Below are 12,960 nucleotides of genomic sequence, written 5' to 3'. Positions count from 1 at the left end.
GGATCACCGTGCGGGTTTAACGTATTTGACCAAAATACGCGTAAATCATGACCGTGCTTGGTGGTTTTCGTAATTGCCCCCACCCCTGAATAAGGTGAAAATCTCCCACGCAGTTTGCTAGCCTGCCTGGAGAGAGAGACCTTGGAAAATAATATAAATTCGATGCTGCCGGACGATGTGAGCCGCGCAGTGCTGGTGGGACGTGTATGGCGTGATGGCGTCATCAATGGTCCTTGTGTGGTCGCCGTACGCAACGGCGAGGTGTTCGACATCACCGGCCACGCCCCGACCATGTCCGATTTGCTGGAGCGCGACGACGCGCTGGAAGTGGCCCGTTCCGCTCCCGGCGAATCGCTCGGCCCCGTTCAGGCCTTGCTGGAAAACGCCATCGGCGCCGCCGGCGACGGCATCCCGCGCCTGCTGGCGCCATGCGACCTGCAGGCGATCAAGGCCTGCGGCGTGACCTTCGCGGTCAGCCTGCTGGAACGCGTGATCGAAGAGCAGGCCGCCGGCGATCCGTCGCGCGCCAACGCCCTGCGCGCCGAAATCCAGACCATCATCGGTTCCGACCTGTCGGCCATCCGTCCGGGTTCGCCGGAAGCGGCCAAGCTGAAGTCGGACCTGATCGAGCGCGGCCTGTGGTCGCCGTACATGGAAGTCGGTATCGGCCCGGACGCCGAGGTGTTCTCCAAGTCGCAGCCGATGTCCGCTGTCGGCGTGGGCGCCGACGTCGGGCTGCACCCGGATTCGAAGTGGAACAACCCGGAGCCGGAGATCGTCCTGGCCGTCAACAGCCAGGCCAAGGTGCTCGGCGCGACACTGGGCAACGACGTCAACCTGCGCGACATCGAAGGCCGCAGCGCGCTGTTGCTGGGTAAAGCGAAAGACAACAACGGCTCGTGCTCGATCGGCCCGTTCATCCGCCTGTTCGACGAACACTTCACCATCGACACCATCCGCAACGCGGAAGTGAGCATGCTGATCGAAGGCCAGGACGACGACTTCCGTCTGGCCGGCGCCAGCCGCATGCGCGAAATCAGCCGCGATCCGCTGGACCTGGTCAGCCAGGTGTGCGGCCGCCACCACCAGTACCCGGACGGCTTCATGCTGTTCCTCGGTACGATGTTCTCGCCGATTAAAGACCGCGACGCCGTCGGCGGCGGTTTCACCCACCACCTGGGCGACCGTGTCAGCATCTCGACGCCTTCGCTGGGGGCCCTGGTCAACCACGTGCAGCGCAGCGACCAGATCGCACCGTGGACCTACGGCGTGCGCGCGCTGATGAACCGTGCCCGCGCTTCCGCTCCAGTGGCCGCGAAACCGGCTACGCAGACCAAGCCGGAACAGGCGATCTATCCCAGCCTGGCCGGCAAGCGCGTGGTCGTCACCGGTGGCGGCAGCGGCATCGGAGCCGGCATCGTCGAGGCATACGCTCGCCAAGGCGCCCGCGTGACCTTCCTCGATATCGCGGAAGCCGATTCGCGCGCGCTGGAGGCGACCTTGTCGACCCTCGCCGTGCCGCCGAAGTACCTGCACTGCGACCTGACCAATCTCGACGTGCTGGCCAAGACCTTCGCCGACATCGGCACCGTCGATATCCTGATCAACAACGCCGCCAACGACGACCGCCACAATCTGGAAGACGTCACGCCGGCATACTGGGAAGGCCGCATGGCGGTCAACCTGCGCCACCAATACTTCTGCGCCAAGGCCGTGGCGCAGGGCATGCGCGAGCAGGGCGGCGGCGTGATCCTGAACTTCGGTTCGATCTCGTGGCACCTGGCGCTGCCGGACCTGACCCTGTACATGATGGCCAAAGCCGCCATCGAGGGCATGACCCGCGGCCTTGCGCGTGATCTTGGACCTGATAATATCCGTGTCAATTGCATTATTCCTGGTGGCGTACGCACGCCGCGCCAGGAAGCGCTGTGGCACACGCCGGACGAGGAAGCTCGCATCCTGGCCGGCCAGTGCCTGAAAAAGCGCGTGCAAGTGGACGACGTGGCGGCGATAACGCTGTTCCTTTCCTCGGACAGCGCCTCGGCGTGCTCCGGTCGTGAATACTTCGTCGACGCCGGCTGGTACGGCGCATAAAGATATGGGTAATGACATGAACAACCAGCAGCCACGCCGCTACCGCTCGCAAGACTGGTTCGACAACCCGGACCACATCGACATGACCGCGCTGTATCTCGAGCGCTTCATGAACTACGGGATCACGCCGGAAGAGCTGCGCTCGGGCCGGCCGATCATCGGCATCGCCCAAAGCGGCAGCGATATCAGCCCGTGCAACCGCATCCACCTGGAACTGGCCAAGCGCGTGCGCGACGGCATCCGTGATGCCGGCGGTATCGCGATGGAATTCCCGCTGCATCCGATCTTCGAAAACTGCCGTCGTCCGACGGCGGCGATCGACCGCAACCTGGCCTATATGGGCCTGGTCGAGATCCTGCACGGCTATCCGATCGACGCCGTGGTCCTGACCACCGGCTGCGACAAGACCACGCCGTCGCAGATCATGGCCGCATCGACGGTGGATATTCCCGCCATCGTGCTGTCCGGCGGTCCGATGCTGGACGGCTGGTTCGAAGGCGAACTGGCAGGTTCCGGCGCGGCGATCTGGAAAGGCCGCCGCCAGCTGGCCGCCGGCACCATCGACAACGAAAAGTTCCTGCAGATCGCCGCCGCTTCGGCGCCGTCGGCGGGACACTGCAACACCATGGGCACGGCGTCGACGATGAACGCCATCGCCGAGGCGCTGGGCATGTCGCTGACCGGTTGCTCGGCGATTCCGGCGCCTTACCGCGAACGCGGCCAGATGGCGTACGAAACCGGCCGCCGCATCGTCGAGATGGCAAAGCTGGACATCAAGCCTTCTTCGATCCTGAACCGCGACGCCTTCCTCGACGCGATCGTGGTCAATGCCGCCATCGGCGGTTCGACCAACGCGCAGCAGCACATCGTCGCGATGGCGCGCCACGCCGGCGTCGAGCTGCATTCGAGCGACTGGATGGAATACGGCCACAAGGTGCCGCTGCTGCTGAACATGCAGCCGGCCGGTAAATTCCTCGGCGAGCGTTTCCACCGCGCTGGCGGCGTGCCGGCCGTGATGTGGGAGCTGGAGCAGCAGGGCATGTTGCGCTCGGACCGCGCCACCGTCACCGGCCGCACCATGCGCGACAACCTCACGGGCAAAGAGACGCAGGACCGCGAAGTGATCTTCCCGTTCAACGCGCCGCTCAAGGAGGATGCCGGTTTCTTCGTCTTGAAGGGCAACCTGTTCGACTTCGCCATCATGAAGACCAGCGTGATTTCGCCGGCTTTCCGCGAGCGCTATCTGAGCAGGCCGGGCCAGGAGAATGTGTTCGAATCGCGCGCCGTGGTGTTCGACGGCTCGACCGATTATCACAACCGCATCAACGATCCGGCGCTGAACATCGACGAGGACTGCATCCTGGTCATCCGTGGCGCAGGCCCGGTGGGCTGGCCCGGTTCGGCCGAGGTGGTGAACATGCAACCGCCCGACGCGCTGGTCAAGCGCGGCATCAACTGGCTGCCGACGCTCGGCGACGGCCGCCAGTCCGGCACCTCGGACAGCCCGTCGATCTTGAACGCGTCGCCGGAAAGCGCCGTCGGCGGTGGCCTGGCGTGGCTGCGCACCGGTGACATGATCCGCGTCGACCTGAACGCCGGCACCTGCGACGCGCTGGTGCCGGAAGCGGAATGGGAAGAACGCAAGAAGGGCGCGCTGCCGGCCATCCCGGCCAGCCAGACGCCCTGGCAGGAGATTTATCGCAGCACCGTGGGCCAAATGGAAAACGGCGCATGCATGGAACTGGCTGTACCATACCGGGGCGTGGCGGATAATCCGGCCCGGCATAATCATTAGGAACACTATCTGTAAAAGTAGGCATAGACCTGTACGGTAACGAGCTAGAAATGTAGGGCCTGTGTCAGGCAAAACGGCATTCGAATCAGGAGACGAAACAAATGAAGAAATTACTGAGTGCGGCCGCCATCGCGGTCATGATGGTGTGCGCCGGCGGTAACGCCATGGCGGACGCCAAGAATCCTAAAATCGGCTTTTCCATCGACGACCTGCGCCTCGAGCGCTGGGCGCGCGATCGCGACTACTTCGTCGCCGCCGCTGAAAAGCAGGGCGCCAAAGTCTTCGTGCAGTCGGCCGACGCCAGCGAGCAGCGCCAGATCGCCCAGATCGAAAACCTGATCTCGCGCGGCGTCGACGTGCTGGTCATCGTTCCCTACAACGCCACGGTGCTGAACAACGCCGTCAAGGAAGCGAAGAAGGCCAAGATCAAGGTGGTCTCGTACGACCGCCTGATCCTCAACGCCGACATCGACGCCTACATCTCCTTCGATAACAAGGCCGTGGGCGAAATGCAGGCGCAGGGCGTGGTCGCCGTCAAACCGAAGGGTAACTACTACCTGCTGGGCGGCGCGCCAACCGACAACAACGCCAAGATGCTGCGCGAAGGCCAACTGAAAGTGCTGCAGCCGCTGATCGACAAGGGCGATATCAAGGTCGTCGGCAAGCAGTGGGTCAAGGACTGGAATCCTGCCGAAGCGATGTCCATCGTCGAAAACGCGCTGACCGCCAACGGCAACAAGCTCGATGCGGTGGTCGCCTCCAACGACGCCACCGCCGGCGGCGCGATCCAGGCGCTGGCTTCGCAAAAGCTGGACGGCAAAGTGGCCGTCTCCGGCCAGGACGCCGATCTGGCCGGCGTGCGCCGCGTCATCGCCGGCACCCAGACCATGACCGTCTACAAGCCGCTCAAGCTGATCGCCACCGAGGCGGCCAAGCTGTCGGTTCAACTGGTGCGCGGCGAAAAGCCGGGCTTCAACTCGAAGTACCAGAACGGGTTCAAAGAAGTCGATACGCTGCTGCTGAAGCCGACCATGCTGACCAAGGCGAATATGGATGTCATCGTTGCCGACGGCTTCTATACCAAGGCCCAACTCGCGACCGCGAAATAATCGCCGCTTCATGAAGACCGGGGCGTCGTCCACGCCCCGCCGTGCGTTCGCACTGTCTTTCGCCACGCCCCGTTCCGCTGATTGTGCAGCGGCTTGCGCGTGGCGAGTTCCACCACCTCTGCGAGAACCAGTATGTCCGGCTATTTGCTAGAAATGAAGGGCATCGTCAAAAAATTTGGCGGTGTTCCGGCGCTCGACGGCATCGACCTGCAAGTCAGGGCCGGTGAGTGCATCGGCTTGTGCGGCGAGAATGGCGCCGGCAAGTCGACCCTGATGAAAGTGCTGTCCGCCGTCTACCCGCACGGCACCTGGGACGGCGAGATCCTGTTCGACGGCAAGCCGCTGCGGGCGCAGTCGATCCGCGAGAGCGAGGCCGCCGGCGTCGTTATCATCCACCAGGAACTGATGCTGGTGCCCGAGCTGTCCGTCACCGAGAATCTGTTCCTCGGCAACGAGATCACCTTGCCGGGCGGCCGCATGGATTATTCGGCCATGAACCAGCGCGCCGAGGCGCTGCTGAAAGAATTGAACCTGAACGACGTCAACGTGGTGCTGCCGGTGTCGAACTACGGCGGCGGCCACCAGCAGTTGATCGAGATCGCCAAGGCGCTGAACAAGAATGCGCGCCTGCTGATCCTGGACGAGCCGTCGTCGTCGCTGACGACCTCCGAGATCCAGGTGCTGCTCAATATTATCCGCGGCCTGAAGGCCAAGGGCGTGGCCTGCGTCTACATCTCGCACAAGCTCGACGAGGTCGAGGCGATCTGCGACACCATCGTCGTGATTCGCGACGGCCAGCACATCGCCACCACGCCGATGGACAAGATGGACGTCAAGCAGATCATCGCGCAGATGGTCGGCCGCGAAATGAACCAGCTGTATCCGACCCTGGAGCGTACGCCCAGCGAGGAAATCGTGTTCGAGGCGCGCAACGTGATTTGCTACGACGTCGAGAAGCCGGAACGCAGGAAGGTCGACAACGTGTCCTTCGCGCTGCGCAAGGGCGAGATCCTCGGCATCGCGGGCCTGGTCGGCGCCGGCCGCACGGAGCTGGTGTCGGCGCTGTTCGGCGCCTATCCGGGCCGCTCGGAAGCCGAGGTCTGGCTCAACGGCGCCAAAATCGATACCAGCACGCCGCTCAAGGCGATCCGCGCCGGCCTGGCGCTGGTGCCGGAGGACCGCAAGCAGCACGGCATCGTGCGCGACCTGGACGTCGGCCAGAACATCACCTTGTCGGTGCTGGGACGCTTCTCGAACTTTACCCGCATCGACCGCGAGGCTGAACTCAAGGTGGTCAGCGAGGAGATCGCGCGACTGGGCCTGAAGACGGCCAGCCCGTTCCTGTCGATTACGTCGCTCTCGGGCGGCAACCAGCAGAAGGCGGTGCTGTCGAAGATGCTGCTGACGCGCCCCAAGGTGCTGATCCTCGACGAGCCGACCCGCGGCGTCGACGTCGGCGCCAAGTTCGAAATCTACAAACTGATGCTGGAATTGGCCAGCCAGGGCGTCTCCATCATCATGGTGTCGTCCGAACTGGCCGAAGTGCTGGGCGTGTCCGACCGCGTGCTGGTGATGGGAGAGGGCAAACTGCGCGGCGATTTCGTCAACCAGAACCTGACCCAGGAAACGCTGCTGTCGGCGGCACTCGATCATTCGTGATGACTTATCTGTGAACTCCATGAAAACCATAAATCTCAAACAGCTCTTCACGCAGTACAAGATCCTCGCGCTGCTGATCGCCATCGCCATCATCTGGGCCTTCTTCAGCTGGAAGACGGAGGGCGGCTTCATCTCGCCGCGCAACCTGTCGAACCTGATGCGCCAGATGGCCGTCACCGGCATCGTCGCCTGCGGCATGGCCTTCGTCATCATCGCCGGCGAGATCGACTTGTCGGTCGGCTCGCTGCTCGGCCTTCTGGGCGGCGTGGCGGCGGTGCTCGACGTCACCCACCACCTGCCGCTGCCGGCCACCGTCGCGGTGGTGCTGGCCTGTGGCCTGGTGCTTGGCCTGTTCAACGGCTACCTGACGGCCTATAAGCACATACCGTCGTTTATTGTGGGCCTGGGCGGCATGCTGGCCTACCGCGGCATCGTGCTGGGCGTGACCGACGGCGTGACGGTGGCTCCGGTGTCCGAACCGCTGGTGCACCTGGGCCAGGGCTACCTGTCGCCGCAAATGGGCGTGGTGCTGGGCGTCGGCCTGTTCATCCTGGGCGCGGTGCTGACCTGGCGCCAGCGCGCGAGCCTGGCCCGCCATGGCCTGCCGGTGCCGCCGATGTGGCGCGACGGTTTGCGCCTTGCGGCCATCGGTGTGGTGTTGTTCGCTTTCGTGCGCACCTTGAACAGCTACGAGGGCATTCCGCTGCCGGTGCTGTTGTTGCTGGCGTTGCTGGGGATCTTCAGCTACGTCGCCACGCAAACGGTGTTCGGTCGCCGCATCTACGCGGTGGGCAGCAACATGGAGGCGACCCGTCTTTCCGGCGTCAACGTGCAAGCGGTGAAGCTGTGGATCTTCGGGATCATGGGTTTGATGTGCGCGCTGGCCGGCTTGATCAACACGGCCCGCCTGGCGGCAGGTTCGCCGTCGGCCGGCACCTCGGGCGAACTCGATGCGATCGCGGCCTGCTTCATCGGCGGCACCTCGATGCGCGGCGGCTCGGGCACTGTGTACGGCGCCTTGATCGGCGCGCTGGTGATGGCCAGCCTGGATAATGGCATGTCGATGCTGGACGTCGACACCTACTGGCAGATGATCGTCAAGGGCTGCATCCTGACCTTGGCGGTGTGGGTCGATGTGGCGACGCGTTCGGGCCGCCGTTGAATTTGAATAGCCAAGCCGGATAGCTGAGTCCGGTTTCAGCAATAACACGCGGCCCGCAACGACGGGCCGCGTTGTCGTTTACAGCCGTGTTTTGCCTGCGAGTTTTTGTAAGAGTTTGTTTAAAGTACGAGACGCTTGCGGATTATCATTCCGCCGCTTGGTGAATTTCGCAATTGCCACGCTTTTACGTAACTTGCAAAATGTTTGCATATCATCGTGTGGCCTTGGCACCCCGCCAGTTCAGCCAGAACGAAAAAAAATATCAAAGAGCGAGACGTATCCATGAAGATCGAAAAACCGCGCCTTGTGGCGCCTGCGGGCGTCGTTCGTCCCGCGTCCGGTATCACCCACCCCAGGCCAGTCCCAAGTGCCCCTGAAAAGCACCAATAACAAATAGCCTGAGAGCTATGAAAAATTCATATACCTTTTGGAGAGCATAACATGAAACAGTTTAAAAAAACAGCAATCGCTTTGGGCCTGGCCCAAATGGCGATGATGGCCAGCAGTGCTTCGCACGCGCAGACCGCCCCGGCGCCCGCCGCCCCGACCACCACGCCGGCCGCCGAGCCGGTGGCGGTGGTGATCACCGGCCAGCGCGCGGCGCTGCAGTCGGCCCAGAAAATCAAACAGAACTCCGACGAGGTGGTCGATTCGATCGCCGCCGACGACATCGGCAAGCTGCCGGACCGCTCGGTGACCGAGGTACTGCAACGCGTCGCCGGCGTGACCATCGACCGCACCATGTCCAAGAGCGATCCGGAGCATTTCTCGGTCGAAGGCTCGGGCGTATCGATCCGTGGCCTGAGCTATGTGCGCTCCGAATTGAACGGCCGCGACTCGTTCTCCGCCAACGGCGGCCGCTCGCTCAACTTCGGCGACGTGCCGCCGGAGCTGCTGGCCGGCGTCGACATTTACAAGAACCCGTCGGCCGAACAGACCGAAGGCGGCATCGGTGGCCTGGTCAACCTGCGCACCGCGATGCCCTTCGATTACAAGGGCTTCCATGGCGCCGTCTCCGGAGAGACCACCTATTCGGAGCTGAAGAAGGGTAAGAAGTCGCCGTCGTATTCCGGCCTGGTGTCGAACCGCTGGAAAACCCCGTTCGGCGAAATCGGTGCGCTGGTCGACCTGGCCTACTCGGAAAGCGGTACCCGCACCGACGCGCTGCAGGTCGAGCCGTACTACCCGTTCGTCGACGCCAACGGCAAGACCACCTATGTGCCGAAGGGCGCGCAGTGGCGCACCTTGCAATTCGACCGCAAGCGCGAAGGCGCGTACGGCGCCTTGCAGTGGAAGCTCGACAGCACGTTAAGCAGCTCGCTGACATACTTCAAATCGAAGTACAAGATGACCTGGGACGAGCAGGCGATCTTCTCGGCGGCGAACGTTTCGAGCCTGGGCGTGAGCAACGGCGTCTATGATGCGAACGGCCGCTTCATGTCCGGCACCCTGACCTCCACCGGCGGCATCGATTTCGGCAACGACAACCGCACGGCGACCCGCAATTCGGACACCACCGACATCTCGTGGAACCTGCGTTGGCGTCCAAGCGACGCCTGGACCGTCACCACCGATGTGCAGCGCATTCGCGCCAACACCGACAGCCTCGATTCGACCGTGGCCACCGCCGTCAAGATGCCGTCGCAGAAGCTCGACCTGACCGGATCGCTGCCCAACCTGATCTTCAACGACGCCGACCGCGCCGCGCTGCTCAACCCGGCCAACAACTACTGGAACTTCACCCAGGAGCACCTGGACCGCAGCAAGGGCAAGGAAACCGCATGGCGCACCGACGCCACCTACTCGTTCGACAATCCGGTGCTGCGCGACTTGCGTTTCGGCGTGCGCCTGACCGACCGCGACGCGGTGACGCAAAAGTCCAACCCGGACTACAACTGGGCCGCCATCTCGGCGCCATGGCAGGTCGGCACCGGCGCCGGACAGATCACGTCCGAGGCGTTCCTGAGCGATCCGCGCTTCGCCGGCAACACCACCATCAAGAACTTCGATAATTTCTTCAACGGCAGAATGAGCATGCCGTCGCTGATCATCCCGGCCAGTTCGACGTCGGCGGGTTATCCGAACAGCTACGCCGCCTTGCACGCCTACCACGACCTGCTGTGCGCGCAGCCAGGCACCTGCACGCCGTGGAAAGCGGCCACCTTCGGCACCGATCCGGCAGGCACCAACCAGCAAAGCGAGAAGACCCAGGCCGCCTACGGCCAGCTGCGCTTCGGCTGGGATGAGCTGAAGTTCCCGATCGACGGCAACGTCGGTCTGCGCTACGTGAAGACCGATTCGAAAGCCGCCGGCTACACCGTGTACAACCCGCCGTCGGGCCAGCCGGCGCCGGGCAGCTACACCGGCGAGACGATCCCCGTGATCGCCGCGTACGCGCAGGCGCAGACCTTCGAGAACCGTTATCACAACTTCCTGCCTAGCCTGAACCTGCGCCTGAAGGCCACCGACGCGCTGCAGTTCCGTTTCGCCTTCGCTTCGGCGATGTCGCGTCCCGACTTCGATCAGCTGCAGGCATACACTTCGCTGTCGACCGGCTACAACACCACCACCATCGGCGGCGCGACCAACGTTTCGAACGTTAGCCTGAGCGGCACCGCGTCGGGCAACCCGAACCTGCGTCCGACCACGTCCAAGCAGCTCGACCTGACCGCCGAATGGTACTTCTCGCCGGTCGGCTCGCTCACGCTGGCGGTGTTCAACAAGCGTCTGAAAGACATCATCGTCAACCAGACCTACAACTTCGCGCTGCCGGACATCAATGGCAACCTGCAGAACTTCGCGGCCACCGGTCCTATCAACGGCGCCCGCGGCCATGCGCGCGGTTTCGAGCTGGCCTACCAGCAGACCTTCGACAAGCTGCCAGGCCTGTTGTCCGGCCTGGGCGTGCAGGCGAACTTCACCTTCGTCGACAGCAAGCGCGATCTGTACAAGAACGTCTTCTCGGAGTACTGCAGCAGCGATTCGTCGGCCGCCAACGTCAACCTGAACATCAACGGTTGCGACACCAACGGCCGCACCTTCGGCAACCTGCCGCTGGAGAACCTGTCGCGCCAGTCGTATAACATCGCGGTGATCTACGATCAGGGCCCGTTCTCGAGCCGCCTGGCGTACAACTGGCGTTCGAAGAGCTTGCAAGGCGTGAACGTCAACGGCACCAAGGGCACCGATGGCGTGGATACCAATCCGGCCAGCGCCACGCCGGGTGCGCGTAACATCGTCTGGGGTCTGCCTACCTGGGCCGACGCCTACGGTCAGCTCGACGGTTCGATCAACTACAAGATCAACGACAACCTGTCGCTGGGCTTCGAAGCGCAGAATCTGACCAACGCGCAGTTCAAGCAGTTGATGCAGCAGACGACCGGCATGAACGGCCGCGCGTGGTTCGTCACCGGCCGCCGCTACACCGCGCAACTGCGCTACACGTTCTAATACGAGGAAAGGCTAGACCGCATGAAGATTACCGCCCGCCAGCTTGTAAGCTCCTTTAGTTTTGTTATGTTGGCCGCAGCTGGCGCGGCGGCCGCGCCTATCCCCGAACTGGTGCAAAAGGATGGCCGTCACGCCTTGATGGTGGACGGCGCGCCTTTTGTCATGTTCGGCGGGCAGGCGCAGAATTCGAGTAACTATCCGCTGGCACTGAACAAGGTGTGGGCGGCGATCAAGGACATGAACGCCAACACCCTCGAGATCCCGGTCGCATGGGAGCAGATCGAGCAGGTGGAAGGCAAGTTCGATTTCAGCTACGTCGATACGCTGGTGGCCGAGGCGCGCAAGAACAAGGTGCGCCTGGTGCTGCTGTGGTTCGGCACCTGGAAAAACACCGGTGCCAATTATGCGCCGGAGTGGGTCAAGTTTAACAACGCACGCTTCCCGCGCATGCTGGACAAGGAAGGCAAGCCGATTTACTGCCTGTCGCCGCAAGGCGAGGAAACCCTGAAGGCCGACAAGAAGGCGTTTGTCGCGCTGATGACGCACATCAAAAAGATCGACGAGGCGCACCGCACCGTCATCATGATGCAGGTTCAGAACGAAGTGGGCACCTACGGTTACGCGCGCGACTACGGCCCGAAAGCCGAAGCGGCGTTCAATTCGCCGGTGCCCGAGGCGGTATTGAAGCGTAAGAAATCGCCGGTGGCGCTGGCCGCCAGCGGCACCTGGAAACAGGTCTACGGCGACTACGCCGACGAGTACTTCCACGCGTATTCGATCGCCAGCTACATCGGCGACATCGCCAAGGCGGGACGCGCGGTGTACAACTTGCCGATGTACGTCAATAACTCGATCCGCGATTCGCTCGAGGAGCCGGTCAAGCCGTGGAACAAGAACTTCGCCAGCGGCGGCCCGACCTTCGACGTGATCGATATCTACAAGGCCGCCGCGCCGGCGATCGACTTCGCCGCGCCGGACATCTACAGCCCGGATTCGAAGAAGTTCGCCGCCACGCTTGACAAGTTCCAGCGTCCGGACAATCCGCTGGCCGTGCCGGAGATGAGCAACGCCGCCGAATACGTACGCTATGCCTATCTCGTGCTGGGCCGCGGCGCGATCAACTTCTCGCCGTTCGGCATCGACTACGCGGACTACAGCAATTTCCCGCTCGGTCACAAGGCCACCGATAAAACGATGGTCGAGCCATATGGTCGCATTTATTCGGCCTTCCGGCCGATGGAGCGCCAGTGGTCCAAGTGGGCCTTCGAGGGCCGCACCTACGGCGTGGCCGAGGGCGACGACCGCGCGCCGCAGACCATCGCGATGAAGGGTTGGAAAGGCACGATCTCGTTCCGCGAATGGCAGTTCGGCGAACGTGAGTATTTCAAGGAAGTGAAGGACCTGCCGGCCGGCACCGAGAAGCCCAACGGTGGCGTGGCGATCGCGCAGATCGCCGACAATGAGTTCATCATCGTCGGCCAGCATGCGCGCGTGAAGATCGACAACGCGGACGGCAAACCAACCATGTGGGCGCGCGTCGAGGAAGGGTACTATGATCCATCCGGTAAATGGATCATGGAGCGCAACTGGAACGGCGACCAGACGGACTACGGCCTCAATCTGACCGGCAAGCCGGTGGTGTTGAAGGTCAAAGTCGGAACGTACTGAGTATAAAAACAGGAGATAGAGAA

At 62.9% G+C, this 12,960-nt stretch carries 7 protein-coding genes and 1 pseudogene; all 8 read left to right on the top strand.

What is annotated here, in order from left to right; genetic code table 11:
• Positions 1-162 precede the first annotated feature (162 nt).
• The 8 genes and pseudogenes from NHH73_24765 to NHH73_24730 all read left to right on the top strand — a co-directional run bounded on the left by NHH73_24765 (position 163) and on the right by NHH73_24730 (position 12,937).
• A pseudogene (locus NHH73_24765) lies at positions 163-1,281 on the top strand (fumarylacetoacetate hydrolase family protein).
• A 27-nt stretch (positions 1,282-1,308) separates the two neighbouring features.
• Positions 1,309-2,094: an SDR family oxidoreductase gene (locus NHH73_24760; GenBank protein ID USX29701.1), complete on the top strand. Its 786-nt coding sequence runs from the start codon at positions 1,309-1,311 to the stop codon at positions 2,092-2,094.
• 4 nt (positions 2,095-2,098) lie between these two features.
• The gene (locus NHH73_24755; protein ID USX25752.1) at positions 2,099-3,889 is read left to right on the top strand and encodes a dihydroxy-acid dehydratase family protein; all 1,791 of its coding nucleotides are present in this window, start codon (positions 2,099-2,101) and stop codon (positions 3,887-3,889) included.
• A 101-nt stretch (positions 3,890-3,990) separates the two neighbouring features.
• Complete coding sequence (xylF, locus tag NHH73_24750; GenBank protein USX25751.1) at positions 3,991-4,998, top strand: D-xylose ABC transporter substrate-binding protein; 1,008 nt, start codon at positions 3,991-3,993, stop codon at positions 4,996-4,998.
• 132 nt (positions 4,999-5,130) lie between these two features.
• On the top strand, positions 5,131-6,657 hold the full coding sequence (gene xylG, locus NHH73_24745) for a D-xylose ABC transporter ATP-binding protein (protein ID USX25750.1): 1,527 nt from the start codon (positions 5,131-5,133) through the stop codon (positions 6,655-6,657).
• Positions 6,658-6,676: 19 nt separating this feature from the next.
• On the top strand, positions 6,677-7,819 hold the full coding sequence (gguB, locus tag NHH73_24740; protein USX25749.1) for a sugar ABC transporter permease: 1,143 nt from the start codon (positions 6,677-6,679) through the stop codon (positions 7,817-7,819).
• A 441-nt stretch (positions 7,820-8,260) separates the two neighbouring features.
• A complete protein-coding gene (locus NHH73_24735) occupies positions 8,261-11,269 on the top strand; it encodes a TonB-dependent receptor (protein USX25748.1) in 3,009 nt (1,002 codons plus the stop codon).
• Between the two features lie 21 nt (positions 11,270-11,290).
• On the top strand, positions 11,291-12,937 hold the full coding sequence (locus NHH73_24730) for a DUF5597 domain-containing protein (GenBank protein ID USX25747.1): 1,647 nt from the start codon (positions 11,291-11,293) through the stop codon (positions 12,935-12,937).
• Positions 12,938-12,960: the final 23 nt, after the last annotated feature.

The sequence above is a fragment of the Oxalobacteraceae bacterium OTU3CINTB1 genome (assembly GCA_024123955.1).
Taxonomy (GTDB): Bacteria; Pseudomonadota; Gammaproteobacteria; order Burkholderiales; family Burkholderiaceae_D; genus Rugamonas.
The sequence above is the reverse complement of the archived record's forward strand: the minus strand, read 5'-3'. Positions and strand labels throughout refer to the sequence as shown.

Coding starts and splice junctions, on each gene's coding strand:
- NHH73_24755 (USX25752.1), top strand. CDS start 2,099: ATGGGTAATGACATGAACAACCAGCAGCCACGCCGCTACCGCTCGCAA.
- xylF (USX25751.1), top strand. CDS start 3,991: ATGAAGAAATTACTGAGTGCGGCCGCCATCGCGGTCATGATGGTGTGC.
- xylG (USX25750.1), top strand. CDS start 5,131: ATGTCCGGCTATTTGCTAGAAATGAAGGGCATCGTCAAAAAATTTGGC.
- gguB (USX25749.1), top strand. CDS start 6,677: ATGAAAACCATAAATCTCAAACAGCTCTTCACGCAGTACAAGATCCTC.
- NHH73_24735 (USX25748.1), top strand. CDS start 8,261: ATGAAACAGTTTAAAAAAACAGCAATCGCTTTGGGCCTGGCCCAAATG.
- NHH73_24730 (USX25747.1), top strand. CDS start 11,291: ATGAAGATTACCGCCCGCCAGCTTGTAAGCTCCTTTAGTTTTGTTATG.